This is a genomic window from Cedecea lapagei, assembly GCF_900635955.1.
In the GTDB taxonomy this organism is placed as follows: Bacteria; Pseudomonadota; Gammaproteobacteria; order Enterobacterales; family Enterobacteriaceae; genus Cedecea; species Cedecea lapagei.
Genome location: NZ_LR134201.1, coordinates 3,777,481 through 3,804,429, shown reverse-complemented (window position 1 = coordinate 3,804,429; position 26,949 = coordinate 3,777,481). Strand labels below are relative to the sequence as shown.

Below are 26,949 nucleotides of genomic sequence, written 5' to 3'. Positions count from 1 at the left end.
CACAGGAGCGTGAAGAGAGAGAGATCCGGTAGCGCCAAATGACAATGAGAGCGAGGAGAACCGTCGTGCTAGAAGAATACCGTAAGCACGTAGCTGAACGTGCCGCAGAAGGGATTGTTCCAAAACCCTTAGATGCCACCCAAATGGCCGCACTGGTTGAGCTGCTGAAAACCCCACCCGCAGGTGAAGAAGCCTTCCTGTTAGATCTGATAACTAACCGTGTACCGCCGGGCGTTGATGAAGCCGCCTACGTGAAAGCAGGATTCCTTGCTGCCATTGCCAAAGGCGATGCCACTTCCCCATTAATTTCCCCTGAAAAAGCCGTTGAACTGCTGGGCACTATGCAGGGTGGCTACAACATTCACCCGCTGATTGACGCGCTGGATAATGAAAAGCTGGCGCCGATTGCCGCCAAAGCGCTGTCCCACACGCTGCTGATGTTCGATAACTTCTATGACGTAGAAGAGAAAGCCAAAGCGGGTAACACCTACGCTCAGCAGGTATTGAAGTCCTGGTCCGAAGCGGAGTGGTTCCTGTCTCGCCCTAAACTGGCCGAGAAAATCACCGTTACCGTCTTTAAAGTCACCGGCGAAACTAACACCGATGACCTGTCCCCTGCGCCGGATGCATGGTCTCGCCCGGATATTCCGCTGCACGCCCTGGCGATGCTGAAAAACGCCCGCGAAGGAATTGAACCCGATCAGGCCGGCACTATCGGTCCGATCAAACAGATCGAAGCCTTGCAGAAAAAAGGTTTCCCACTGGCCTATGTGGGCGACGTGGTGGGAACAGGTTCTTCCCGTAAATCCGCCACCAACTCCGTTTTGTGGTTCATGGGCGACGACATTCCGAACGTGCCGAACAAGCGCGGCGGCGGCGTGGTGCTGGGCGGTAAAATTGCGCCAATCTTCTTCAATACCATGGAAGATGCCGGTGCGCTGCCGATCGAAGTTGACGTAAATGACCTGAATATGGGCGATGTTATCGACATTTACCCGTATAAAGGCGAAGTGCGTAACCACGAGACCGATGCAGTCATTGCTAACTTTGAGCTGAAAACCGAAGTTCTGCTGGACGAAGTTCGTGCCGGTGGCCGTATTCCGCTGATCATCGGCCGCGGTCTGACGACCAAAGCGCGTGAAGCGCTGGGCCTGCCGCACAGCGAAGTCTTCGTGCAGGCGAAAGACGTTGCAGCAAGCAGCCGTGGTTACTCGCTGGCGCAGAAAATGGTTGGCCGCGCCTGTGGCGTAGAGGGCATTCGCCCTGGGGCTTACTGTGAACCTAAGATGACTTCCGTAGGTTCGCAGGACACCACCGGCCCAATGACCCGTGATGAGCTGAAAGATCTGGCTTGCCTCGGTTTCTCCGCCGACCTGGTGATGCAGTCCTTCTGCCACACCGCCGCTTATCCTAAACCGGTTGACGTGACCACTCACCACACTCTGCCTGACTTCATCATGAACCGCGGCGGCGTGTCGCTGCGCCCGGGCGATGGCGTGATTCACTCCTGGCTGAACCGCATGCTGCTGCCGGATACCGTAGGCACCGGCGGTGACTCCCACACCCGTTTCCCAATCGGGATTTCCTTCCCGGCGGGTTCCGGCCTGGTGGCGTTTGCGGCTGCGACCGGCGTTATGCCTCTCGATATGCCGGAGTCCGTGCTGGTTCGCTTTAAAGGCAAAATGCAGCCGGGGATTACCCTGCGTGATTTAGTGCATGCGATCCCGCTGTACGCTATCAAACAGGGTCTGTTGACCGTTGAGAAGAAAGGGAAGAAAAACATCTTCTCTGGCCGTATTCTGGAAATCGAAGGTCTGCCAACGCTGAAAGTTGAGCAGGCGTTTGAGCTGACGGATGCTTCCGCCGAGCGTTCTGCCGCAGGTTGCACCATTAAGCTGGATCGCGAGCCGATCGAAGAGTATCTGAACTCCAACATCGTGCTGCTGAAGTGGATGATTGCCGAAGGCTACGGCGACCGTCGTACGCTTGAGCGTCGTATTCAGGGTATGGAAAAATGGCTGGCAGATCCTCAGCTGTTGGAAGCAGACGCTGATGCAGAATATGCGGCAGTGATCGACATCGATCTGAACGATATCAAAGAACCAATCCTCTGTGCGCCAAACGACCCGGACGATGCCCGCCTGCTGTCCGACGTGGCCGGTGAGAAGATTGACGAAGTGTTTATCGGTTCCTGCATGACCAACATCGGCCACTTCCGTGCCGCCGGGAAGCTGCTGGACAGCCATAAAGGCCAGCTGCCGACCCGTCTGTGGGTGGCACCGCCAACCCGTATGGACGCGGCGCAGCTGACGGAAGAGGGGTATTACAGCGTGTTTGGTAAGAGCGGCGCGCGTATCGAAATTCCAGGCTGTTCCCTGTGCATGGGTAACCAGGCTCGCGTAGCGGATGGGGCAACAGTCGTGTCGACCTCAACCCGTAACTTCCCGAACCGTTTAGGCACCGGCGCGAACGTCTTCCTGGCGTCCGCAGAGCTGGCGGCGGTCGCTTCCCTGCTGGGCAAGCTGCCAACCTCTGACGAATATCAGACCTTTATGGCTCAGGTTGATAAAACGGCTGTAGACACTTACCGCTACCTGAACTTTGACCAGCTTTCTCAGTACACCGAGAAGGCGGACGGCGTGATCTTCCAGACCGCCGTATAAACTGCAAAACCGTCTCTACGAGGCGGTTTTTAGTGTTTGCCCCCTCTCCCACGGGAGAGGGTCGAGGTGAGAGCATCAGGCCGCAGGGGCTTGCTCTCACCTTTTTATTTTTATTCCTCCCATCTCCCACGCTGTTTTCCCCCAACTTTGCTGCGATAATTAAGCCTGTAGGCGTGGATGAAGATTTTCCCCGCGATGTAGAGGAAACAGCGATGGACTATGAATTTCTGCGTGACGTCACCGGCGTGGTGAAGGTGCGTATGTCGATGGGGCATGAAGTTGTCGGCCACTGGTTTAATGAGGAAGTGAAGGGCAACCTGGCGCTTCTGGATGAGGTCGAACAGGCCGTGCTGTCGGTGAAAGGCAGCGAACGTCAGTGGCAGCGTGCCGGGCATGAATATACTCTGTGGCTTGACGAGGAAGAGGTTATCGTCCGCGCTAATCAGCTGGCAATCTCCGGGGATGAGATGGAGGAGGGGATGAGCTATTACGACGAAGAAAGCCTCTCTTTTTGCGGCGTAGAGGATTTCCTGCAGGTCGTTAACGCTTACCGGGCCTTCCTGCAGCAGCGTTGAGTCACGTGGAGCCTTGAGCGCTCCACGCCATTGTGGTTTATACCGCCGGAATGTTACGGCCGTAGTAGATTTCGCGCATCTCTTTCCACAGCAGGTTGGTGATCGTTTTTCGCTCTTCTTCACTCAGATCCTCAGGTTTGACGTTAAACAGGTAGTGCTTAAGGTCAAACTCTTTCAGCAACATCTTGGTATGGAAGATGTTTTCCTGGTACACGTTGACGTCCACCATCTCGTACAGCGCCTTCATATCGTTGGACATAAAGTTCTGAATCGAATTGATCTCGTGGTCGATGAAGTGCTTCAGGCCGTTCACATCGCGGGTAAAGCCACGTACGCGATAGTCGATGGTGACGATGTCGCTTTCTAACTGGTGAATCAGGTAATTGAGCGCGTTCAGGGGAGAAATTACCCCGCAGGTAGAGACTTCTATATCTGCCCTGAAGGTGCACAGGCCGCCTTCAGGATGGCTTTCCGGATAGGTGTGAACGCAGATATGGCTTTTATCGAGATGGGCGACAATGGCGTCCGGCAGCGGACCCGGGCGCTCAGACTGGTCGATACTTTGCGGGTCGACGGGCTCCTCACTGACCAGAATCGTGACGCTGGCCCCCTGCGGCTCATAATCCTGGCGTGCGATGTTCAGAATATTGGCGCCAATGATGGAGCAGGTTTCACTGAGGATTTCCGTCAGGCGATTCGCGTTATACAGCTCGTCGATATAGGCGATGTAACCGTCGCGCTCGTCGGCCGTTTTGGCATAGCAGATATCGTAGATACAAAAACTCAGGCTTTTGGTCAGGTTGTTAAAGCCGTGCAGTTTTAGTTTTTTCAATTTTTCTCGTCTCCCGAGGGCGGCTGTCGGGACAGCGCATCCAGCAGATACTGCGGTAGCGCAAACGCGGCCGTGTGGATAGCAGGAGTATAGTAACGGCAGCTTAGGCCAGCTTTATGAAAGCGCGCATGAATGATTTCGGTAGATAAGTGACGAAGCGCCGGGTTATCGGTCGCCCAGGCAAAGGTCATCATGCCGCCAAAATAGGTCGGGATGGCCGCCTGGTAAAAGCTGACGTCGCCAAAGTAATGGCCCAGCTTGCGGTGACTGTCGATGACCTCCTGCTGCTGCAGGAAACAAACGCCGTTCTGGGCAACAAAAATACCGCCGGGATTCAGGCAACGCTTGCAGCCCTGGTAAAAATCGGAGGTGAACAGGCTTTCTCCGGGGCCAACAGGATCGGTGCAGTCAGAGATAATCACATCGAAGGTCAGGTCGGTGTGGTTAACAAAATTAACGCCGTCGTCAATTACCAGCGTAAAACGAGGATCGTCATAGCTCCCGGCGTTATGATTCGGTAAATACTGACGGCAGAAGGCTACGACGCCCGCATCGATCTCCACCATGGTTATCGTTTTTACCTTTTGATGCCGGCAAACCTCACGGAGCATGGCGCCATCGCCGCCGCCGATAATTAGCACGTGCTCTGCCCGCCCGTGGGCCAGCAGCGGCACGTGGGTCATCATCTCGTGGTAGATAAATTCATCGCGCTCGGTGGTCTGTACTACGCCGTCCAGCGCCATCACACGGCCAAAGGCCGCATTCTCAAAGATGATCAGATCCTGGTGGTCCGTTTTTTCGTGGTACAGCACGTTGTCGATGGCAAAGTACTGGCCAAACTTATCATGCAGCGTTTCTTGCCACACGGAGGGAGTGGTCATTGCGGATGCCTCCTCTGTTAACACCGTTGCGAGTCAGATTTAACATCATAGCCACCATTGACCGTGGGTGCACGGTCAACGTTTCAGCAGCGGTGAAAGAGGGGGGTTACTTGACGTAGGCCAGCAGGCTTAGAGAGTCCCTGGCCAGAGATTTGCATTTTGTTGCCGTAGGGAGAGCAATACCGCTCAGATCTTTATAGCTGTCTTCACCCAGCGCTTTCATATTCCAGCTGTCGTAATTACTCAGATCCCACTGATTTTGCTGGGCAAAAAATACAAGAGCTCGCCTAATCTGGCCGTTGGGGAGATTTTGGTAGCCACAATCATTTTTCAGGAACACAAACACCGCAGTCAGATCGGCCATATCCTCTGCTTCAGACTCACTTAGCGCCAGGCTGCTGGTAGAAAAAGCCAGCAATATGCCCAGTAATAACGCCCTAACTCCCATCTTCATCACGTCTACCACTTGTTCTCAGATACGAAACGTTAACACAGTTAAATGGGCGTCGACGATATTTATTATACGCTTAAAACTTGACCTTACCGTTAGGGAAAGGTTTATGCTCGCCAACAAGTATGCCAACAAAAGGAACTGACTATGCATCGCCGTAATTTTTTGAAATATACCGCGGCGCTGGGGGCTTTCAGCGCGCTGCCACTCTGGAGCCGTGCCGCGCTGGCGGCGGATCGTCCGGCGCTACCTGTCCCCTCTTTGCTTGCCCCGGATGCTAAAAATAGCATCCGCCTCACCGTCAACGCGGGAAAGAGCCTTTTTGCCGGTAAATCGGCCACTACCTGGGGCTACAACGGTTCGCTTCTGGGGCCGGCGCTTAAGCTGACTCAGGGCGAAGCGGTCACCGTCAATATCCATAATAGCCTGGCAGAGGAAACCACGGTGCACTGGCATGGGCTTGAAGTGGACGGTGAGGTAGATGGAGGCCCTCAGGGCGTTATCGCGCCAGGCGCACAGCGGAGCGTGACCTTTACCCCGCAGCAGCGTGCGGCAACCTGCTGGTTCCACCCCCACCAGCACGGCAAGACCGGGCATCAGGTTGCTATGGGGCTGGGCGGACTGGTATTGATTGAGGATAACGAAAGTGCCCAGCTGAGGCTGCCACAGCAGTGGGGCATTGATGACATACCGCTGATTATCCAGGACAAGCGTTTCGGTAAAGATGGCGAAATTGACTACCAGCTGGATGTGATGAGCGCCGCCGTAGGCTGGTTTGGTGATACGCTGCTGTGCAACGGCGCCGTTTATCCTCAGCACTCTAATCCGCGCGGCTGGCTGCGTCTGCGTTTGCTTAACGGCTGCAATGCCCGCTCGCTGAACATCGCTGCCAGCGATAATCGTCCGCTTTATGTCATTGCGAGCGACGGCGGTTTGCTGGCCGAGCCGGTCAAAGTCACCGAGCTGGAGCTGCTGATGGGCGAGCGGTTTGAAGTGCTGGTGGATACCCGTGACGGCAAGCCATTTGATATCGTCACGTTGCCGGTGAAGCAGATGGGGATGACCGTCGCGCCCTTTGATAAGCCAGCCCCGGTGGTTCGCATCCAGCCGCTGATTATCACCGCTTCCGGCACGCTGCCGGACAAGCTGGTCAACGTCCCCGCGCTGCCTTCGCTGGAGGGCGTGACGGAGCGCTGGCTACAGTTAATGATGGACCCGATGCTCGATATGATGGGGATGCAGGCGCTGATGGATAAATACGGCATGCAGGCGATGGCGGGGATGCCGATGGACGGCCACGGCAGCATGGGGCACATGGACCACGGCGCGATGAATCACGGGTTTGATTTCCACAATGCCAACAAAATCAACGGTAAGGCTTTTGATATGGCGACCCCGGCGTTTGCCGCGCAACGGGGGAAATACGAGAAATGGACTGTCTCAGGGGAAGGCGACATGATGCTGCACCCGTTCCATATCCACGGAACCCAGTTCCGAATTTTGTCGGAAAACGGCAAGCCGGTGGCGGCGCATCGACAGGGCTGGAAAGACACGGTGAAGGTGGAAGGCGCGCGCAGCGAGGTGCTGGTTAAGTTCGACCATGCTGCCCCGAAGGAAGCGGCCTATATGGCGCACTGCCATCTTCTGGAGCATGAAGATACCGGGATGATGCTCGGTTTTACCGTAGCGTAAAAGAAAAAGCGGGTGGCCTGAGCCACCCGCAAGAGGTCAGGTTACTTCGCGTCGTCCGGCAGTGCGTACGCCACGATGTAATCACCCATCTTCGTTCCGAAGGAGCCATGGCCACCTGCGGAAATCACCACATACTGCTTACCGTTAACTTCATACGTCATCGGCGTAGCCTGTCCACCTGCTGGCAGACGCGCTTCCCACAGCTGTTTACCGTCACGCATATCAAATGCGCGCAGGTAGTTGTCTGCGGTGGCGCCAATGAACATCACGTTACCGGCGGTGGAGATCGGGCCACCCAGCATAGGCATGCCCATGCGGAATTTCATTGGAATACCGGTTGGGAACGGCATGCTGTCTTCCACGGTACCAATACGTTTCTTCCACACGATTTCGTTGGTTTTCAGATCAACCCCGGAGATGTAGCCCCAGGCCGGCTGTTTACACGGCAGGCCGAACGGCGACAGGAACGGGTTCAGCGTTACGCCATACGGAACGCCATACTGCGGCTGAACGCCGGATTCAGTACCTGAGCCTTTCGCGTCTTTTGGCGGCTCCATTGGGTTGCCTGGGCCGCGTGGAATCAGCTTAGACACGAACGGCAGCGCCATTGGGTTGGTCATCGCCACCTGGTTATTCGGGTCTACGGAAATCCCGCCCCACTCGAACATACCCAGGTTACCCGGGAAGACCAGCGTCCCTTTCTCTGAAGGCGGGGTGAAGATGCCTTCATAGCGCATGCTGTGGAACATCACGCGGCAGACCAGTTGGTCAAACATGGTTGCGCCCCACATATCCGCGCCGCTCAGATCTTTCTTCGGCCGGAAGGTCAGCTCGGAGAACGGCTGGGTAGGGGAGACATGGTCACCTTTAGCTGCGCCCTGCGGGACCGGCTGTTCCGGCGCAGGAACCACTAACTTACCGTCGCGGCGATCCAGCACGAAGATGTTGCCGGTTTTGGCCGGCGCGTAAACCACCGGTACCTTATTGCCGTTCTTGTCGGTGATATCCGCAAGCGTTGGTTGGGCAGGCATGTCCATATCCCACAGGTCGTGGTGTACGGTCTGATAGGACCAGGCCAGCTTACCGGTGGTCGCATTCAGCGCCACGATGCTGCTGGCGTAACGCTCCTGCTCCGGCGTGCGGTTGCCGCCCCAGATGTCCGGCGTAGTGACGCCCATCGGCAGATAAACCAGATCCAGTTTTGCATCATATGCCGCCGGAGCCCACGAGTTCGGGGAGTTCAGCGTGTAATGATGCTCGTCGTCCGGAATAGCGTTTGGATCTTTCGCGCCTGGGTCAAACGCCCACAGCAGTTTCCCGGTATTAACGTCAAAACCACGGATCACGCCGGAAGGCTCACGGGTGGAGAAGTTGTCGGTTACCGCACCGGCAATCACGATGACCTTGTCGGTCACGATCGGCGGTGAAGTCGGCTCATACATCCCCGGCGTGGTGACTGGCTGATTGGTTTGCAGGTTCAGGATGCCTTTGTTCGCAAAGCTCTCACACAGCTTGCCGGTGTCGGCATTGAGCGCAAACAGGCGGCCGTCGTTCACCGGCAGAAGGATACGGCGAGGACAGTCGGCAACAACGTCCGGAGAGGCGTTGTCCGCGGTAGCTTCGTGATAAGAAACGCCACGACAGGTCACGTGCTGGAATGAAGGATCGGTATTTAGCTGAGGATCAAACTTCCACTTCTCTTTACCGGTGGAGGCGTCCAGCGCGAACAGCTGCTGGTGCGCGGTACACAGGTAAAGCATGTCGCGAATTTTGATCGGGGTGACTTCGTTGGTGATTTCACCCGGGTCGGTAGCCCGCTTCACGTCGCCGGTCTGGAAGCGCCAGGCTTCCTTTAGCTGGCCCACGTTTTGGGTGGTGATCTGCTTGAGCGGGGAGAAGCGCTGCCCTTCCTGATTGCGTCCATAGGCTGGCCAGTCGGCATCGGGAATGGAGGATTCAGCGGCAGTAGCGGCGTTATCCAGCTTCAGCGTACCGTTGATCTCCTGCGGGTCGTTAAAGCCCGCCCAGACCAGCACAACGGCGGTAATCAGCAGGGAAACCACCAGCGATGCCGCCGCGCCGCTTGCCGGGATCAGCAGGCGACGATAGACAAACGGCAGCAGGAGCCAGACGCCGAAGAACACCAGCACATCGCAGCGCGGCGTCAGCGCCCAGAAGTCAAAGCCGACTTCCCAGACGCCCCAGGCCATCGTACACAGTAGCAGGGCAGCGTAGAGCCACAGCGCGGAGGCTTTACTTTTCCACAGCAGCCAGGCGACGCCGAGCATCACCAGACCGGCGATCGGGTAATACCACGATCCGCCGAGGGCCACTAACCATATCCCGCCAAAGAGCAAATAGAGCCCGCAAAGCACGGCAAAGAGGGCTGATAGGGCCACAAATAGTTGCGGCCCGGTTTTATTTGTATTCACAATTATCACACTCATAAAGGTTTGATAGCATTTAATTATAGTTATTAACAAGTGTGATAGTTGTCACAATTATGGCTTTTTTTTGAAGTGCGGATGTGAAGGCCATTTGCTGGTATACTCCTCGCCTCACTATTTTGTGTTGGCTGCAGGTTCACCAGCATTAAATGATTTGTTTTTAAATCATATGGTTAGAGTTATGAAACATACTGTTGAAGTGATGATCCCTGAAGCGGAGATCAAAGCCCGTGTTGCTGAACTGGGTCGTCAAATCACCGAGCACTATCGCGACAGCGGCAGTGACATGGTGCTGGTAGGTCTGCTGCGTGGTTCATTTATGTTTATGGCGGATCTGTGCCGTGAAGTGCAGGTGTCCCACGAAGTCGATTTTATGACGGCCTCAAGCTACGGCAGCGGCATGTCCACCACTCGTGACGTGAAGATCCTTAAAGATCTGGATGAGGACATTCGCGGGAAAGACGTGCTGATCGTCGAAGATATTATTGACTCCGGGAACACCCTGAGCAAAGTGCGTGAAATCCTGAGCCTGCGTGAGCCAAAATCTCTGGCCATTTGTACGCTGCTGGATAAACCAACCCGCCGCGAAGTGAACGTTAACGTTGAATACGTTGGCTTCTCTATTCCGGACGAGTTCGTTGTAGGCTACGGTATCGACTATGCCCAGCGCTATCGCCACCTGCCGTTCGTCGGCAAAGTGGTGATGCTGGACGAGTGATCTACGTCGGGTAACGAAAAAAGGGCCGAAAGGCCCTTTTTGCTATCCACTTTTCGCGAGATTACTGCGAAGCTGCGCGATTCCTGTGGCTATGGTGGGTATTTTTCAGGTTGGAAATCCCGCTGCGGTAACCCTGTTCAAGCGACTCGCGGCTGGTGGCCGTCACTTCGAGGTCGCGCAGGCGCCCGTCATGAATACCGTAGACCCAGCCGTGAACCGTAACTTTCTGGCCGCGCTTCCAGGCAGACTGCAGGATGGTGGAATGGCCGATGTTGTACACCTGCTCCATGACGTTCAGTTCACAGAGCGTATCCATCCGCTGTTCCGGTGCCAGTTCCCCCAGTAGCGAACTATGCTTGAACCACAGATCGCGAATGTGCAGCAGCCAGTTGTTGATTAAGCCCAACTCCGGGTTCTCCACCGCAGCCTGCACGCCGCCGCAGCCGTAGTGGCCGCAAATAATAATGTGCTCAACTTCAAGCACGTCTACGGCGTACTGGACGACGGAAAGGCAGTTCAGGTCGGTATGAACAACCAGGTTTGCTACGTTGCGGTGAACGAAGAGTTCGCCTGGCTCGAGGCCGGTAAGCCGTTCAGCGGGAACACGGCTGTCAGAGCAGCCAATCCACAGAAAGCGGGGTTTTTGTGCCTGGGCAAGTCTTTCGAAGAAACCGGGGTCTTCCTCAACCAGCATTTTTGACCAAAGTTCATTATTGCTGATAAGGGAATCAATATCTTTCATGTGAGGTTAACGCCTGTCACCCGAGAAGTGCGATGGGTAATATAGGGTAACTCAACGAATTCTCAAACAAGTACCGAACTAAGGTAAGTAAATATCCATGACAATTGCATTGGAACTGGAGCAGTTAACGAAAACCTATCCCGGCGGCGTTCAGGCGCTGCGCGGTATAGATCTTCGCGTTGAGGCGGGCGATTTCTATGCGCTACTCGGCCCTAACGGCGCGGGCAAATCCACCACCATCGGCATCATTAGCTCGCTGGTGAATAAAACCTCCGGCCGCGTGCGGGTGTTCGGCTATGACCTGCAAAAGGATGTGGTCAACGCTAAACGCCAGCTCGGCCTTGTCCCACAGGAATTCAACTTCAACCCGTTTGAGACGGTGCAGCAGATCGTCGTGCATCAGGCTGGCTACTATGGCGTGGAGCGCAGTGAAGCGATAGCACGCAGCGAAAAGTATTTAAAACAGCTCGATTTGTGGGAAAAACGCAACGAACGTGCCCGCATGCTCTCCGGGGGGATGAAGCGCCGCCTGATGATAGCGCGTGCGCTGATGCACGAGCCGAAGCTGTTGATCCTGGATGAACCGACCGCCGGGGTCGACATCGAACTGCGCCGCTCGATGTGGGGATTCCTTAAAGATCTCAACGACAAAGGTACCACCATTATTCTGACCACCCACTACCTGGAAGAAGCCGAAATGCTGTGCCGCAACATCGGTATTATCCAGCGCGGTGAGCTGGTAGAGAACACTTCAATGAAATCTCTGCTCTCCAAGCTGAAGTCAGAAACCTTCATCCTGGATCTGGCGCCTAAGAGCCCGCTGCCTAAGCTGGACGGCTATCAGTATCGCCTGGTGGACACCTCCACGCTTGAGGTGGAAGTGCTCCGCGAGCAGGGCGTTAACAGCGTGTTCAGCCAGCTCAGCGCGCAGGGCATTCAGGTGCAGAGTATGCGTAACAAAGCGAACCGTCTCGAAGAGCTGTTCGTGACGCTGGTAAACGGTAAACAAGGGGATCGGTCATGATGCAGCTGTACTGGGTGGCGCTGAAAAGCATTTGGACCAAAGAGGTTCACCGCTTCGCCCGTATCTGGATCCAGACGCTGGTTCCGCCGGTCATTACCATGACCCTGTACTTTATTATCTTTGGCAACCTGATTGGCTCGCGTATCGGCGAAATGCACGGCTTCACCTATATGCAGTTTATCGTGCCGGGCCTGATTATGATGGCGGTGATCACCAACGCCTACGCGAACGTTGCCTCGTCGTTCTTTAGCGCCAAATTCCAGCGCAACATTGAAGAGCTGCTGGTGGCGCCGGTGCCAACGCACGTGATTATTGCGGGCTATGTCGGCGGCGGCGTTGCTCGCGGGCTGTGCGTAGGCGTGCTGGTGACGGCGGTGTCGCTGTTCTTCGTGCCGTTCCAGGTGCACTCCTGGCTGTTCGTGGCGCTGACGCTGGTGCTGACGGCCGTGCTGTTCTCGCTGGCTGGCCTGCTGAACGCCGTTTTCGCCAAAACGTTCGATGATATCAGCCTGATCCCGACCTTCGTGCTGACGCCGCTGACCTACCTGGGCGGGGTGTTTTACTCCCTGACGCTGCTACCGCCGTTCTGGCAGGCGCTGTCGCACCTGAACCCGATTGTCTACATGATCAGCGGCTTCCGCTTTGGTTTCCTTGGCATTACTGATGTGCCGCTGGTGACCACCGTGGGCGTGCTGGCAATCTTTATCATCCTTTTTTATCTGTTGTGCTGGTATCTCATTCAGCGCGGCCGCGGCCTGCGTACCTGATACTCTCTCCTCAATCCCCCGCCTCAGGGGGATTTTTCTTACGCCATTTTGATACGCATCAGGCTACTTCTTCGACGTTCTGGCACACTGTTGCTCCATTAACAGGAGAGACTTTATGCTGGGCTGGGTCATTGCCGGACACGACGACTACGCACAAAAAATGCTGGAGGCCCTCGAACAGCGCTTCGGTCCGCAGCCGCAGTGCTGTGCGGTTAATTTCTGGAAAGGGCTGAGCACCAATATGCTAAGCCGGATGATGTGTGACGCGCTGCACCATTGCTGCTCGGGAGACGGCGTTATCTTTCTGACCGATATTACCGGCGATGCGCCATACCGTACCGCGGCGCTGATGAACCATAAGCATGAGCACTGCGAAGTGATCTCTGGCGTGACGCTTCCGCTGCTTATTATCATGCGCGAACAGCGTGAAAACGTCTCCAGCGAAGCGTTTCGCCAGCGCATCGTGGAGCTCGGCGGAGAGGCGGTATCCAGCCTCTGGCATCAGCAGCAAAAGAATCCGCCTTTCTTGTTACTGCACAAATAGTAAGGGTATTAATCTATTCAGGTTGGTATTCACCCATCTTTTGCTAAAATAATGAATTCCTTCCCTCTTCCCGACCCGAACTGACTAATTTGCCATGTTAACTCGCCTTATTTATTGCCTCATACTGGTCATCAGCAGCGGTACCGCCCAGGCCAGCCTGCTCAGTAGCCACGATACGCCGGCCCAATATATGCAAACCACCGAGGATGCCGATATCTGGGCGCAGGTCGGTGATAGCGTGATCTCCGTAGGCAGGATCGGGCAGGGGCAGATCCTGGCGGTCGTGCCGACGGCGGCGGACTACTATGAATTTAACTTTGGTTTCGGTACCGGATTTATCGACAAGGCGCACCTCGCCCCGGTAAAAGGCAAGCAACGGGTCGAAGACCGGCTTGGCGATCTCAACAAACCGCTGAGTAACCAGAACTTGATCACCTTCCGCGATGTGGCGATTTATAGCGAACCTGCCACCTCTTCTGAGGTGTTCGGCACCCTGGCGGATAACCTGCGCTACCCGATCATCGGCAAGCTGAAAGATCGCCTTAACCAGACCTGGTATCAGATTCGTCTTGGCAATCGCCTGGGCTACATCAGCAGCCTGGACGCGCAGCCGGACAACGGTATTCCGGTTCTGACCTATCACCATATTCTGCGCGATGAGGAAAACACCCGTTTCCGCCATACATCCACGACGACCTCGGTGGTCGCCTTCAGCAACCAGATGACCTGGCTGCGCGATATGGGCTATACCACGTTGACGATGTATCAGCTGGAAGGCTATGTGCGAAACCGCATGAATCTGCCTGCGCGTTCGGTGGTGATCACCTTTGATGACGGCCTGAAATCGGTGTATCGCTATGCGTTCCCGATTCTTAAGCAGTATGGCTTTAAAGCAACGGCCTACATCATCTCCTCACGCATTAAGCGGCATCCGCAGCAGTGGAATCCTAAATCTCTGCAGTTTATGAGTATCTCAGAGCTGGAAGCGATCCAGAGCGTGTTTGATGTTCAGTCGCATACCCACTTCCTGCACCGCGTGGATAACTATCGCCGCCCGATCCTTCTGAGCCGCAGCTACCACAATATCCTGTTTGATTTTGAGCACTCGCGCCGCGCGCTATCGCAGTTCAATCCGCACGTGCTTTATCTGTCCTACCCGTTCGGTGGCTATAACGCTACCGCGGTGAAAGCGGCAAATGATGCTGGTTTCCATATGGCGGTCACGACGGTGCGTGGCAAGGTGAAGCCGGGCGATAACCCGTTCCTGTTAAAGCGGCTTTATATTATGAGGACGGATTCGCTGGAGACGATGTCGAGGACGATCACCAATCAGCCTGAGTCGTGAGTTAAAGCAGTTTTGTTCGATACCCTCTCCCACGTGGGGAGAGGGTTAGGGCGAGAGGCGGGGGTTACGCCACCTGAACCGGCACGGCTTTCGCGAGGCGTTTCATCTCGTTTTCACCGTCAAAATAGGCCACTTTCGGCTGCCAGCTGCGGGCCTGTTCGTCCGGCATGGTCACATAGCTGGCGATAATCAGGATATCGCCGACATCGGCACAGTGTGCCGCCGCGCCGTTAACAGAGATGATTCTGGAGCCGCGCTCACCGGCGATAGCGTAGGTTGAGAAACGCTTGCCGTTGGTCACGTTGTAGATGTCGATGGCTTCATATTCCAGAATGCCTGCCGCCTCAAGGAAGTCCTGATCGATGGCGCAGGAGCCTTCGTAATGCAAGTCCGCCTGAGTCACTTTGACGCGGTGTAACTTGCCTTGCAGCATAGTGCGAATCATAACTTGAACCTTTGTTACTGGGCTTAAAAAGCGCTGATACCTTCAGCGCCGTGGATATTCGAGGCAGTATTGCCCTTTTTATTTAGGCTGTCTACTGCGCCAGTTCGACGGTAACGTTATCAATCAGTCGCGCCTGACCAAGCCAGGCCGCCATCAGGATCACCGCGCGTTTGCTGTCCGGCGACAGCTCCAGCAGCGTCTCCGCATCGCGGATTTGCAGGTCGTCCGAACGGAAGCCTTTTTCATTCAGCTCTGTCGCCGCGATGATCAGCATCTCTTCGGTATCACGATCGCCATTGCGCAGCTTGTCGGCCAGGCCGTTCATCACCTTGCTTAAGCCGGGGGCGATTTTGCGCTGGTCGGCGGTCAGGTAGCCATTGCGGGAGCTGAGCGCCAGGCCGTCTTTCGCCCGTACGGTAGGCACGCCAATAATCTCAATGTCGTAACCCATGTCGGCAACCATCTTACGGATCAGCGCCAGCTGCTGATAATCCTTCTGGCCGAAGCAGGCGACGTCGGGTTGCACCAGGTTGAACAGCTTGCTGACGATGGTGGATACGCCACGGAAATGCCCGGGGCGGCTTGCGCCCTCCAGCATGGTGGAGATACCCGGGACATCCACAAAGGTTTGCGTGTCGAGGCCCTGAGGATAAACATCCGCCGGCGCCGGGGCGAAGACCATATCCACCTTTCGGCGGTTCAGCTTCTCGCAGTCTTCCTGCAGCGTACGCGGATAGCGGGCCAGGTCGTCCGGCCTGTCAAACTGCATCGGGTTGACGAAAATACTGACCACTACCACATCGGCAGCGGCTTTGGCTTCTTCAACCAGCGTCATATGCCCATCGTGCAGGTTGCCCATGGTCGGCACCAGGGCGATGCGTTTCCCTTCCTGGCGCCAGCGGCGAATCTGCTGGCGCAGCAGCGGTAACGTTTCGATAATCAGCACAACCTGTCTCCTGTCAGAAAAAACTGTGTTCGTTGCCCGGGTAGCTGCCGGATTCGACTTCACTAATGTACTGCCGCACAGCGGCACGAATATCGCCGGTTTCTGCGAGGAAATTCTTCGCAAACTTTGGAATATGGCCGCCGGTGATGCCGAAAGCATCATGCATTACCAGAATCTGCCCGTCCGTGACGTTGCCCGCGCCAATGCCAATAACGGGAATAGAAAGGGCTTCGGTAACGCGCCTGGCCAGCTCAACCGGCACGCATTCCAGCACCAACAGCTGGGCACCTGCGGCTTCCAGCGCCAGGGCGTCGTCCAGCAGCGTCTGAGCAGCCAGCTCGTCGCGGCCCTGAACTTTATACCCGCCGAAAATATTTACCGACTGCGGCGTAAGGCCGAGATGGCCGCAGACCGGGACTGCACGCTCGGTGAGCATTTTTACCGTCTCAGCCAGCCAGCGACCGCCTTCGATCTTTACCATGTTGGCTCCGGCGCGCATCACTTCCGCGGAGTTGGCAAATGCCTGCTCCGGCGTGGCGTAGGCCATAAATGGCAGGTCAGCCAGCAGCAGGCAATGTGGTGCGCCGCGGCGGACCGCGCGGGTGTGATAGGCAATGTCTTCCACCGTGACCGGCAGCGTAGAGTCGTTCCCCTGAACCGTCATGCCCAGCGAGTCGCCAACCAGCAGGACGCCAACGCCTTCGTCAGCAAACAGCTTAGCGAAGCTGAAGTCATAGGCGGTAAGGGTGGCGAATTTCTTGTTGTCCTGCTTGAGCTTGCGCAGGGTGGAGGTGGTAGTGGGTTTCATCATCATCCCCGGAGAAAGGTTTGAACAGGATACGGGCGCGCTGTTTACCAGCGGGTAATGCCCTCCTGAGAGAGGCCAGCCAGTATCTCAGCGGCAGATTGCCCGTCAGGAAAGCGGCATTCTGGTGCTATTTCCAGAAGAGGCACCAGCATAAACGCACGGTTTTTCATATCGTAATGGGGCACGGTCAGGCGGTCGGTATGAATGACCCGATCGCCAAACAGCATAATATCGAGATCTAAAGTACGCGGCCCCCAGCGCTCTTCTTTACGCACGCGACCCTGCTCAAGTTCGATACGTTGAGTATGGTCTAACAGCGCTTCGGCAGACAGGTCGGTATCCAGTATCACGGCAGCATTCAGATAATCAGGCTGATCCTGCGGGCCCAGCGGGGGAGTGCGGTAAAACGAAGAAGTTGCCACCATTCGGCTTTGTGGAATGGCGGCAAGGGCGTCAAGGGCAGATGAGACCTGCTCCAGCGGTGACGCCTGGTTACTGCCCAGCGCGATATACGCGAGGGTCATGCGTTGCCTTCGCGGCGTGGCGCACGTTTGCGTGGGCGACGCGTGCGGCGGCGGGCTGCTGGCTCATCGCCCAGGTCGTTCAGCATATCTTTTTGCATCGGCGGTGCCGCCACCTGGAACTCACCCCACCATTTGGTCAGACGCAGCAGCTCCTGGTTGTTCTCAACCTCAGCGCGCAGCGCCAGCAGGTCGTAAGACGCACGGAACTTAGGATGCTCCATCAGCTTCCAGGCGCGTTTGCCCTGGCGGCGAGACAGTCGAAGCTGCAGGCCCCAGATATCACGTACCAGCGTGGTAATGCGTTTCGGAATCGCCAGCGCACGGCAGGCTTCATCCAGCACTTCATTCATCGCCAGCGCGAAGGCATCGTAGTAGGCAAGGCCGCTTTCCTGGGCAATCTTCTGCGCCATTTCCAGCTGCGGATACCAGAACATCGCCGCAAACAGGAACGCCGGGTTGACGCGCATATCGTTATGAATGCGGTTATCCGTATTCTTCAGCACCAGCGCAATAATGCGCTCCATCGGGCTGTCGCCCTGCTCGGTAAAGTAGCGGGTGATGATCGGGAACAGCGGCTGGAACAGCTGATATTCACGCAGCAGCTGGTAGGTTTCAAAACCGTATCCGGCCTGCAGGAGCTTGAGCGACTCCTCAAATAAACGCGCCGGCGGCACGTCGTTAAGCAGCGTTGCCAGGCGAGGGATCGGCTCGCCGGTTTCCGGGCTGATGGTCATGTTAAGTTTGGCGGCAAAGCGCACGGCGCGCAGCATACGCACCGGATCTTCACGGTAGCGCGTTTCCGGGTCGCCAATCAGTCGGATGATCCCTTTGTTCAGATCGTTCAGGCCGCCAACGTAGTCACGTACGGAGAAATCGGCAACGCTGTAGTAAAGGCTATTGATGGTGAAGTCGCGACGTTGAGCATCTTCTTCGATAGAACCGAAGATGTTGTCGCGCAGCAGCATGCCGTTTTGGCCGCGCTGTGAGGTCTGGCGGTCAGCCGGCTGCTGCTCTTCATGGTGACCACGGAAGGTGGCCACTTCGATAATCTCTGGCCCAAACATGACGTGAGCCAGACGGAAGCGGCGGCCTACCAGGCGGCAGTTACGGAACAGCTTACGTACCTGATCCGGGGTTGCGCTGGTGGTGACGTCGAAGTCCTTCGGTTTTTTGCCCAGCAGCAGGTCACGGACGCCGCCGCCAACGAGGTAGGCCTCGTAGCCTGCTTTGTTCAAACGGTAGAGCACCTTGAGGGCATTTTCACTGATATCTTTGCGGGAAATAGCGTGCTGATCGCGCGGAATAACAGTAATGTGCGGGAGAGTTTCGTTCTCCTCGACCACGACGTCATCGCGGTTAAGCACCTTGCGGCAAAAATTAGCGACTCGGGTAAAAATAGTCCACCTCGGCAGTGTCAATCATAGGGACAAAAAAAACAGCGGCTAATCATAGCTCAGTGCGCGGCATTTGAGAATGATGTATTCACCGGCACATTATGAAGCGACCAGTTAACCACGGCCTGTGCAAGCAGCTTTTCCAGCGTAAGATCCTGCCAGTCGTCCGCTACTTGTTGATTTAAAAAGCGCAACGCCTCTACCAGCAGCGGGCGAGGATCGCCCTGAGGCAGCGCGGGCGCGTGATTCTGTTTGGACAGCTTCGAACCTTGCTCATTTAACGCCAGCGGCAGATGAATATAGTCCGGCGCAGGCCAGCCAAGTTGCTGATACAGCGAGATTTGCCTCACCGTTGGCTCAATCAAATCTGCCCCGCGCACAATCTCCGTCACGCCCTGAAAATGGTCATCCACGACCACAGCAAGATTATAGGCGAACAGACCGTCGCGGCGATGAATGATGAAATCTTCCCGCGCCAGAGCAGCGTCCGCATTTAGTCGCCCGCGCAGGCCGTCATGGAAGCTGAGCACCGGATTGTTTTGTACCAGCCGCATCGCCGCATTGTGCGGAGGGTTGCCCAACGTCCGGCAATGGCCGTCGTAGAAACCGCCAATCTGCTGGATACGGCTGCGGGTGCAGGTACAGTAATAGCTCAGCCCCTGCTGCTGCAGCCACGCCAGCGCGGCGCGATAGGCGTCGTGACGCCGGGATTGCCACAGGACTTCGCCATCCCAATGCAGCCCATAGTGCTCAAGCTGTCTGAGAATGGTGTCGGCGGCGCCGGGCACTTCACGCGGGGGATCGATATCTTCGATGCGGACCAGCCAGCGGCCCTGCTGCGAGCGCGCCTGAAGGTAGCTGCCAAGGGCGGCTATCAGTGAGCCAAAATGCAGTTCACCGGAAGGTGAGGGAGCAAAGCGGCCAATGTAGAGTTGAGCTGACATGTTTTTGGGGAGCAATAAAGTAATATGGCGGGAGAATCTCCCGCCATAGAGGTCTGGCATTTCCGAGGGCCGTTAGCCGGCCATCTGTTTTTCGCGGATTTCTGCCAACGTTTTGCAGTCGATACACAAATCAGCTGTCGGACGAGCTTCAAGGCGACGAATGCCGATTTCCACACCGCAGGATTCGCAGTAGCCGAAATCTTCGTCTTCCACTTTCTTGAGCGTTTTTTCGATCTTTTTGATCAACTTGCGTTCACGATCGCGGTTACGCAATTCGAGGCTGAACTCTTCTTCCTGGGCCGCGCGGTCTACCGGGTCCGGGAAGTTAGCCGCTTCATCCTGCATATGCGAAACGGTGCGATCTACCTCGTCCATGAGCTGATTACGCCATGCTTCAAGAATGCGCTTGAAGTGCGACAGCTGGGCTTCGTTCATGTACTCTTCGCCCGTTTTCTCCTGGTATGGCTCCACCCCAGCGATGGCGAGAATACTCAGGGACGATGTTTTACGCTTTTGCCCTTCTTGCATGTTGTTTCTCCTTAACACGCACTTATCGGTCCCCTGTCGGGGTAAAATCAGGCCGCTATAAATAGCAGATGCTTTTCAGGATGGCAATTATATAAACTCCTCTCTTGACAACCGTGTGAAGAAAAGCTTATTTGCGAAACGACCCGACTATAAAAAAGACAATACGTTATCTGCCCTTAACCAGATACTTTCATAAATAGACAGGCAACGGCGTAGTTAGAGTCATCCCCTCGGCAGAAAGTTCTGCCTTCCAGGCGATAATTTCAACCCCACACTGCTGCGCCTCGGTTAGCAGCCGCGCATACTTCTCATCAATGTGGCGCGCTGGCGAGACGCTATTTATAGCAGAATGCAACACCGCAAACAGTAGCACCGCGCGCTCTCCTTGCTGAACCACATTCATCAACTCTCTTAAATGCTTCTGGCCTCGCAGGCTAACGGCATCGGGAAAATAGCCTTTATCCTGCTCAAGTAACGTGACTGATTTCACTTCAATATAGCAGTTAACCTTGTTACACGCCTGTAACATGAAGTCAATTCTGCTGCGCTCTTCACCGTATTTCACTTCGGCCTGAATGCTGTCATAGCCCGCGAGCGCCGCAGGAGGCGAAGTCATCAGCATCTCCCTGACCAGCATGTTCGCGCGTAGGGTATTCACGCAGATGATCTCATCCTTTTGCGTTTGCGTAAGCTCCCATGTATGGGGGTATTTACGCGTAGCGCTGGCGGAAGTTGAGTACCAGACGGTGTCACCCGGCGTGGCGCAGCCGGTCATTGCGCCGGTATTGGGGCAGTGCAGCGTCATCGTCTCGCCATCGGCCGTTACCACGTCGGCCAGAAAACGTTTATAGCGTTTGATAAGCCTGGCGGGCTGCAGGGCGGGTGAAAACTCCATCTACTCTTCCTTATTAGTCAGCGACCAGTGCTCCAGTGCCTGATAGCGGGTTCTTCCCTGCTCAAAGAGGGATTCATACAGTGAAAACTCATTGACCCGGAACTGCCAGCTAAAGCCAGGTGCCGGGAGCGAGACGGAACGAATCGCATTGCGGTACAGCGTAACGTGAGGATGAAACGGCTGCGGAGACTGATAGCAGCCGCTGCGTGCGGCCTGGGAACGTAACATGTTGGCTAACTGTAGTAAGCCTCGCGGAGCCTGGCGCGGCCCCAGCCACACGACGCTTGAGCGCAGCCACTGCCCGGCATCATCCAGCTGAAGGGTAAAACCGGGCTGGCTAATGCGACCGGCGAGGCGGCATAGCGCCTGACGCTTTTCGTCGGAGACATCCCCTAAAAAAGCCAGCGTGAGGTGCAAATTGGCCGCGGCTACCGGTCGGCCAGCCTCCGCCGGGAACTGGGCAGCACGCCAGTGGATAATCTGCTGCTGAACCTCGGACGGTAACGTCAGGGCAAAAAACAGGCGGCGATTTTCGGCCATGGTTGTCTCTCGGTTATGGTTTGGCGGGATGCTACAATGCGCGACTGCTGATGTTAACCCTTTGGAGCCGTTTGTGTCCTCATTACCGGTTGCGGCCGTACTGCCGGAAGTGCTTAAAGCGCTCGAGTCCGCCCCGCAAGTTTTGCTCAATGCCCCTACCGGCGCAGGTAAATCGACCTGGCTGCCGCTGCAAATCCTTCAGCAAAGTTCGCTGCAAGGCCGCATTTTGCTGCTTGAACCACGTCGTCTTGCCGCCCGCAACGTTGCCCAGCGGTTAGCCGAACTGCTGGGGGAAAAACCGGGCGAAACCGTTGGTTACCGGATGCGAGCCGACAGCTGCGTTGGGCCCAATACCCGACTTGAAGTCGTTACCGAGGGGATTTTAACGCGGCTGATCCAACAGGATCCCGAGCTTAGCGGCATTGGGCTGGTGATCCTCGATGAGTTTCATGAGCGCAGCCTGCAGGCCGATCTCGCCCTGGCGCTGCTGCTGGACGTGCAGGCCGGGCTGCGTGATGACCTTAAGATCCTGATCATGTCCGCAACGCTGGACAACCAACGCCTGCAGCAGTGCCTGCCTGATGCGCCAGTCATTACCTCCGAAGGCCGAGCTTTTCCGGTTGAACGCCGCTATGGGGCATTACCCGCTCACCAGCGTTTTGATGAGGCCGTGGCTAACGCCGTTTCCGGGCTGCTGCGTGAAGAGTCCGGATCGCTGCTGCTGTTTTTACCCGGCGTGGGTGAAATTCAGCGCGTGCTGGAGCAGCTAAAAGAGCGCGTAGCGAGTGACGTTCAGCTCTGCCCGCTGTATGGCGCTTTGCCGCTTAGCGAACAGAGGAAGGCGATTTTGCCTGCCGCTGCGGGAACCCGAAAGGTGGTGCTGGCGACTAATATCGCCGAGACCAGCCTGACCATCGAAGGCATTCGTCTGGTGGTTGATGCGGCCCAGGAGCGCGTCGCCCGCTTTGATGCTCGCACCGGCCTTACCCGGCTGGTCACCCAGCGCGTAAGCCAGGCCTCCATGACCCAGCGAGCAGGGCGTGCCGGGCGTCTGGAGCCGGGGATCTGCCTGCATCTTATCGCTGCTGAACAGGCCGAGCGCGCGGCGGCGCAGAGCGAGCCGGAGATCTTACAAAGCGATCTCTCTGGCCTGCTTCTTGAGCTGCTGCTGTGGGGCTGTCAGGATCTGCGCCAGCTCACCTGGCTTGATGTGCCGCCGGAGGTTAACCTGGCGGCCGCCACCCGGCTCCTGCGTCAACTTGGCGCTGTGGACGATCGGCAGCGCTTAACCGCCCTGGGGCAAAAGATGGCGCAGCTGGGCAATGACCCGCGCCTCGCCTCAATGTTGGTTACGGCCAAAACGGCGGATGAGCAGGCCACAGCTGCGTGGCTTGCGGCGATCCTCGAAGAGCCGCCGCGGACCCAGGGCGGCGGAGATTTGCGGTCGATTTTCGACAGCAGAAACGGCAACTGGCGGCAGAGAGCGCACCAGTTACTGAAAAGAATGAATGTACGAGGCGGCGAGCCGGATATCTCGCTGGCAATGCCGCTGCTGGCAAATGGATTTACGGATCGTATTGCCCGGCGACGTGGTGCTGAAGGCCGCTATCAGTTAGCGAACGGGATGGGCGCTATGCTGGAGAAGGACGACGCCATGACGCGGCATGAATGGCTGGTTGCTCCTCTGCTGCTGCAGGGCTCTCAGTCGCCGGATGCCCGTATCCTGCTGGCGCTACCGCTGGACATCGATGAGCTTGTGGCTCGTATGCCGCATCTGCTAACGGAAAGTGACTCCGTTGAGTGGGATGAAGAGCGGGGGTCGTTAACAGCGTATCGCCGTCGACAAATCGGCAGGCTGGTGGTGAAAACGCAGCTGTTAGCGAAGCCTTCAGAAGAGGAAATGCAGCAGGCGATTTTAAACGGGATCCGCGAGCGCGGGCTTGGCCTGCTTGAGTGGTCGGCGCCGGCGCAGCAGCTGCGATTGCGCCTGGCCTGCGCTGCTCGCTGGTTGCCGGAGCAAAAGTGGCCCGCAGTAGATGATGAGTCGCTGCTGGCAACGCTTGAGGAGTGGCTGCAGCCTGAAATGCGCGGCGTGACCTCGCTGCGGGCGTTGAAAAATATCGACCTTTATCGCGCGCTGAACAACTTGCTTGACTGGCCGATGCGTCAACGGCTGGATAGTGCACTGCCAACTCATTACACTGTCCCGACCGGAAGCCAGATCGCGATTCGCTATGACAGCGAAAACCCGCCCGCGCTGGCGGTGCGTATTCAGGAGATGTTCGGTGAGGCGCAGACGCCCTGTATTGCCGAAGGGCGCGTTCCGCTGGTGCTTGAGCTATTATCTCCGGCGCAGCGGCCGCTGCAGATCACCCGTGATTTGACGGCGTTCTGGAACGGGGCTTGGCGTGAAGTGCAAAAAGAGATGAAAGGGCGTTACCCAAAACACGTCTGGCCGGACGATCCGGCGAATACCGCACCGACCCGGCGCACGAAAAAGTATTCCTGAGGGCGCTGGATCTGGTGCCCTCACTTTGAGAGATTTCTTCTTTCGCATCGCGCGGAAGAACGGAGAATCGGGCCTTTGCGCCTGAACTTTTGTGGAGAAGATGCATGGCGGGGAATGACCGCGAGCCTATTGGACGTAAAGGAAAACCAACGCGTCCGGCGAAAGAGAAGGTGAGCCGTCGTCGACTCAGGGAAGAGGATTATGACGACGAGTACGAAGACGATGACTACGAAGACGAGGAACCAATGCCGCCGCGTAAGGGAAAAGGTAAGGGTAAAGGATCGGGCCGACCGTCGAAAAAACGCCGCTTCTTCTGGCTGTTGGTGAAGCTGGCGATCATCTTCTTTGTGTTGCTGGTGATTTACGGCGTCTACCTCGATCAGCAGATCCGTAGCCGTATTGACGGTAAAGTCTGGCAGCTTCCGGCGGCGGTGTATGGCCGCATGGTGAACCTTGAGCCGGATATGCCTTACAGCAAAGCGGAGATGGTGAAGCTTCTTGAGGCGACGCAGTACCGGCAGGTGTCGAGCATGACACGCCCGGGCGAGTTTACCGTTCAGGGGAACAACATCGAGCTGATTCGCCGTCCGTTTGACTTCCCGGACGGTAAAGAGGGGGCAGATCCGCGCGCGCCTGGTGTTTGACGGCGGCCACCTGGACTCTATCCAGAACATGGATAATAACCGCAGCTTCGGGATTTTCCGTCTCGATCCGCGCCTGATCACCATGCTCTCTTCGCCAAACGGCGAGCAGCGCCTGTTCGTGCCGCGCTCTGGTTTCCCTGATTTGCTGGTAGATACGCTTATTGCCACCGAAGACCGTCATTTCTATGAGCATGACGGGATCAGCATTTACTCCATTGGCCGTGCGGTTGTCGCTAACCTGACGGCCGGACGCGCGGTGCAGGGCGGCAGTACGCTGACCCAGCAGCTGGTGAAAAACCTCTTCCTCAGCAACCAGCGCACGCTGTGGCGTAAAGCTAACGAAGCCTACATGGCGCTGATCATGGATGCCCGTTACGATAAAGATCGCATCCTTGAGCTGTATCTGAACGAGGTGTACCTCGGCCAGAGCGGTGACGATCAGATCCGCGGCTTCCCGCTGGCAAGCCTTTATTACTTTGGCCGCCCGGTCGAAGAGCTTAGCCTCGACCAGCAGGCGCTGCTGGTGGGGATGGTGAAAGGGGCGTCGCTGTATAACCCGTGGCGTAATCCGAAGCTGGCGCTTGAGCGTCGTAACCTGGTCCTGCGTCTGCTGCAGGAGCAAAAGGTGATCGACCAGGAGCTGTATGACATGCTGAGCGCGCGTCCTCTGGGTGTGCAGCCTCGCGGCGGCGTAATCTCTCCGCAGCCAGCCTTTATGCAGATGGTGCGTCAGGAACTTCAGGACAAGCTGGGCGACAAGGTGAAAGATCTGTCCGGCGTGAAGATCTTCACTACTTTTGATTCCGTGTCCCAGGATGCGGCGGAAAAAGCGGTGACCGAAGGCGTTCCGGTGCTGCGTGCCTCCCGCAAGCTGAACGATCTGGAAGCGGCGATGGTCATTGTTGACCGCTTTACCGGTGAAGTCCGCGCGGTTGTCGGCGGGGCAGAACCGCAGTTTGCCGGCTTTAACCGTGCGCTGCAGGCTCGTCGTTCAATTGGCTCGCTGGCAAAACCGGCCACTTATCTGACGGCGCTGAGCCAGCCGGATAAATTCCGTCTTAATACCTGGCTTGCCGATGCGCCAATTGGTATCAAACTGTCGAATGGCCAGGTGTGGTCGCCGCAGAACGATAACCACCAGTACAGCGGGCAGGTGATGCTGGTCGACGCGCTGACGCGCTCGATGAACGTGCCGACCGTTAACCTCGGGATGACGCTTGGTTTACCGGCCATTACCGATACCTGGACCAAGCTCGGGGTGCCAAAAGACCAGCTTAACCCGGTGCCAGCGATGATTCTGGGGGCGCTGAACCTGACGCCTATCCAGGTTGCGCAAGCGTTCCAGACTATCGCCAGCGGCGGTAACCGCGCCACGCTCTCCGCGCTGCGCTCGGTGATTGCTGAAGACGGCACCGTGTTGTACCAGAGCTTCCCGCAGGCGGAACAGGCAGTGCCTGCGCAGGCGGCTTACCTGACGCTGTTTGGTATGCAGCAGGTTGTGGCCCGTGGTACGGGGCGTGCACTGGGCGGGAAATACCCGAACCTGCATCTGGCGGGGAAAACCGGCACCACCAACAACAATATCGATACCTGGTTTGCCGGCGTTGATGGCCGCGAAGTGACCATTACCTGGGTTGGCCGCGATAACAACCAGCCGACCAAGCTGTATGGCGCAAGCGGCGCGATGTCGCTTTACCAGCGCTATCTGTCGAATCAGTCACCGATCCCGCTGGATCTGACTCAGCCGGAAGATATCGTTGATATGAGCGTCAACGGCGCGGGTTACTTCCAGTGCAGCGGCGGTGGCGATCGTGTTCTGCCGGTCTGGACGACGAACCCGAGTGCTCTCTGCCAGCAAAGCCAGCAGGAAGAGCAGTCTGCGAATCCGTTCAGCCAGACGCCAGCAGGCCAGCAGCCGCAGCAACAACCGCAGCAGCAGCCTCAGCAGCAACCAGCTCAGGAACAGAAGAGCGACGGCGTTGCAGGCTGGATTAAGGATATGTTCGGCAGCAACTAAGCTTATCTTCCCCCTCTCCCTTGAATGGGAGAGGGATTTCCCCCGAAAGCACACAAAACAAAACCTTCTTTATC

General features: G+C 56.6%; 23 protein-coding genes and 1 pseudogene. 10 read left to right on the top strand and 14 right to left on the bottom strand.

Going from position 1 to position 26,949, the window contains the following annotated elements:
• Positions 1 to 65: 65 nt before the first annotated feature.
• Complete coding sequence (acnB, locus tag EL098_RS18530) at positions 66 to 2,663, top strand: bifunctional aconitate hydratase 2/2-methylisocitrate dehydratase (protein ID WP_126357530.1); 2,598 nt, start codon at positions 66 to 68, stop codon at positions 2,661 to 2,663.
• A 212-nt stretch (positions 2,664 to 2,875) separates the two neighbouring features.
• The gene (gene yacL, locus EL098_RS18525) at positions 2,876 to 3,238 is read left to right on the top strand and encodes a protein YacL (RefSeq protein WP_126357529.1); all 363 of its coding nucleotides are present in this window, start codon (positions 2,876 to 2,878) and stop codon (positions 3,236 to 3,238) included.
• Between the two features lie 37 nt (positions 3,239 to 3,275).
• On the opposite strand, the gene speD is transcribed toward yacL, so the two are convergent.
• The 3 genes from speD to EL098_RS18510 all read right to left on the bottom strand — a co-directional run bounded on the left by speD (position 3,276) and on the right by EL098_RS18510 (position 5,405).
• Positions 3,276 to 4,070, bottom strand: coding sequence for an adenosylmethionine decarboxylase (speD, locus tag EL098_RS18520; protein WP_126357528.1), 795 nt, complete (start codon positions 4,068 to 4,070; stop codon positions 3,276 to 3,278).
• A complete protein-coding gene (gene speE / locus EL098_RS18515) occupies positions 4,067 to 4,951 on the bottom strand; it encodes a polyamine aminopropyltransferase (protein ID WP_126357527.1) in 885 nt (294 codons plus the stop codon). The genes speD and speE overlap by 4 nt, the downstream gene beginning before the upstream one ends.
• 106 nt (positions 4,952 to 5,057) lie before the next feature.
• Positions 5,058 to 5,405, bottom strand: a complete 348-nt coding sequence (locus EL098_RS18510; protein WP_126357526.1) for a YacC family pilotin-like protein — start codon at positions 5,403 to 5,405, stop codon at positions 5,058 to 5,060.
• 144 nt (positions 5,406 to 5,549) lie between these two features.
• Between EL098_RS18510 and cueO the strand changes: the two genes are divergently transcribed.
• The gene (gene cueO / locus EL098_RS18505; protein ID WP_126357525.1) at positions 5,550 to 7,094 is read left to right on the top strand and encodes a multicopper oxidase CueO; all 1,545 of its coding nucleotides are present in this window, start codon (positions 5,550 to 5,552) and stop codon (positions 7,092 to 7,094) included.
• Positions 7,095 to 7,135: 41 nt separating this feature from the next.
• Here the strand turns inward: cueO and EL098_RS18500 are convergent, their stop codons facing one another.
• Entirely contained in the window at positions 7,136 to 9,541 is a 2,406-nt protein-coding gene (locus tag EL098_RS18500; RefSeq protein ID WP_126357524.1) for a glucose/quinate/shikimate family membrane-bound PQQ-dependent dehydrogenase, read from the bottom strand.
• A gap of 181 nt (positions 9,542 to 9,722) precedes the next feature.
• On the opposite strand from EL098_RS18500, the gene hpt reads away from it, so the two are divergent.
• Positions 9,723 to 10,259, top strand: a complete 537-nt coding sequence (gene hpt / locus EL098_RS18495) for a hypoxanthine phosphoribosyltransferase (protein ID WP_008461837.1) — start codon at positions 9,723 to 9,725, stop codon at positions 10,257 to 10,259.
• Positions 10,260 to 10,320: 61 nt separating this feature from the next.
• On the opposite strand, the gene can is transcribed toward hpt, so the two are convergent.
• Positions 10,321 to 11,001, bottom strand: coding sequence for a carbonate dehydratase (can, locus tag EL098_RS18490; protein ID WP_126357522.1), 681 nt, complete (start codon positions 10,999 to 11,001; stop codon positions 10,321 to 10,323).
• A 97-nt stretch (positions 11,002 to 11,098) separates the two neighbouring features.
• Between can and EL098_RS18485 the strand changes: the two genes are divergently transcribed.
• The 4 genes from EL098_RS18485 (at position 11,099) to EL098_RS18470 (ending at position 14,681) form a co-directional block, all read left to right on the top strand.
• Positions 11,099 to 12,025: an ABC transporter ATP-binding protein gene (locus EL098_RS18485; protein WP_126357521.1), complete on the top strand. Its 927-nt coding sequence runs from the start codon at positions 11,099 to 11,101 to the stop codon at positions 12,023 to 12,025.
• Positions 12,022 to 12,792, top strand: coding sequence for an ABC transporter permease (locus EL098_RS18480; protein WP_126357520.1), 771 nt, complete (start codon positions 12,022 to 12,024; stop codon positions 12,790 to 12,792). Before EL098_RS18485 ends, EL098_RS18480 begins: the two co-directional genes overlap by 4 nt.
• Positions 12,793 to 12,907: 115 nt before the next feature.
• The gene (locus EL098_RS18475) at positions 12,908 to 13,336 is read left to right on the top strand and encodes a PTS sugar transporter subunit IIA (protein ID WP_126357519.1); all 429 of its coding nucleotides are present in this window, start codon (positions 12,908 to 12,910) and stop codon (positions 13,334 to 13,336) included.
• Positions 13,337 to 13,430: 94 nt separating this feature from the next.
• Positions 13,431 to 14,681 carry a polysaccharide deacetylase family protein gene (locus tag EL098_RS18470; RefSeq protein ID WP_126357518.1) on the top strand — a complete coding sequence of 417 codons (1,251 nt, stop codon included), beginning with the start codon at positions 13,431 to 13,433 and terminating at the stop codon, positions 14,679 to 14,681.
• Positions 14,682 to 14,745: 64 nt separating this feature from the next.
• Here EL098_RS18470 and panD read toward each other — a convergent pair whose 3' ends face one another.
• From panD to thpR, 9 genes are all read right to left on the bottom strand, one after another.
• On the bottom strand, positions 14,746 to 15,126 hold the full coding sequence (gene panD, locus EL098_RS18465; RefSeq protein ID WP_126357517.1) for an aspartate 1-decarboxylase: 381 nt from the start codon (positions 15,124 to 15,126) through the stop codon (positions 14,746 to 14,748).
• A 91-nt stretch (positions 15,127 to 15,217) separates the two neighbouring features.
• Positions 15,218 to 16,072, bottom strand: a complete 855-nt coding sequence (panC, locus tag EL098_RS18460) for a pantoate--beta-alanine ligase (protein WP_126357516.1) — start codon at positions 16,070 to 16,072, stop codon at positions 15,218 to 15,220.
• Positions 16,073 to 16,085: 13 nt separating this feature from the next.
• On the bottom strand, positions 16,086 to 16,880 hold the full coding sequence (gene panB / locus EL098_RS18455) for a 3-methyl-2-oxobutanoate hydroxymethyltransferase (protein ID WP_126357515.1): 795 nt from the start codon (positions 16,878 to 16,880) through the stop codon (positions 16,086 to 16,088).
• Positions 16,881 to 16,924: 44 nt separating this feature from the next.
• The gene (gene folK / locus EL098_RS18450; protein ID WP_126357514.1) at positions 16,925 to 17,404 is read right to left on the bottom strand and encodes a 2-amino-4-hydroxy-6-hydroxymethyldihydropteridine diphosphokinase; all 480 of its coding nucleotides are present in this window, start codon (positions 17,402 to 17,404) and stop codon (positions 16,925 to 16,927) included.
• The gene (pcnB, locus tag EL098_RS18445; protein ID WP_232012460.1) at positions 17,401 to 18,801 is read right to left on the bottom strand and encodes a polynucleotide adenylyltransferase PcnB; all 1,401 of its coding nucleotides are present in this window, start codon (positions 18,799 to 18,801) and stop codon (positions 17,401 to 17,403) included. The genes folK and pcnB overlap by 4 nt, the downstream gene beginning before the upstream one ends.
• Positions 18,802 to 18,857: 56 nt before the next feature.
• Entirely contained in the window at positions 18,858 to 19,742 is an 885-nt protein-coding gene (gene gluQRS, locus EL098_RS18440) for a tRNA glutamyl-Q(34) synthetase GluQRS (RefSeq protein ID WP_126357512.1), read from the bottom strand.
• Between the two features lie 72 nt (positions 19,743 to 19,814).
• Positions 19,815 to 20,270: an RNA polymerase-binding protein DksA gene (dksA, locus tag EL098_RS18435; RefSeq protein ID WP_038475474.1), complete on the bottom strand. Its 456-nt coding sequence runs from the start codon at positions 20,268 to 20,270 to the stop codon at positions 19,815 to 19,817.
• Positions 20,271 to 20,460: 190 nt separating this feature from the next.
• The gene (gene sfsA / locus EL098_RS18425; RefSeq protein ID WP_126357511.1) at positions 20,461 to 21,165 is read right to left on the bottom strand and encodes a DNA/RNA nuclease SfsA; all 705 of its coding nucleotides are present in this window, start codon (positions 21,163 to 21,165) and stop codon (positions 20,461 to 20,463) included.
• Positions 21,166 to 21,705: an RNA 2',3'-cyclic phosphodiesterase gene (gene thpR, locus EL098_RS18420; protein ID WP_126357510.1), complete on the bottom strand. Its 540-nt coding sequence runs from the start codon at positions 21,703 to 21,705 to the stop codon at positions 21,166 to 21,168. It lies immediately after the preceding gene.
• A gap of 73 nt (positions 21,706 to 21,778) precedes the next feature.
• Here thpR and hrpB point away from each other — a divergent pair, with 73 nt between their 5' ends.
• Together hrpB and mrcB are read left to right on the top strand one after the other, a co-directional pair.
• On the top strand, positions 21,779 to 24,214 hold the full coding sequence (hrpB, locus tag EL098_RS18415) for an ATP-dependent helicase HrpB (RefSeq protein WP_126357509.1): 2,436 nt from the start codon (positions 21,779 to 21,781) through the stop codon (positions 24,212 to 24,214).
• A gap of 104 nt (positions 24,215 to 24,318) precedes the next feature.
• Positions 24,319 to 26,875, top strand: a pseudogene (gene mrcB, locus EL098_RS18410) (bifunctional glycosyl transferase/transpeptidase).
• Positions 26,876 to 26,949: the final 74 nt, after the last annotated feature.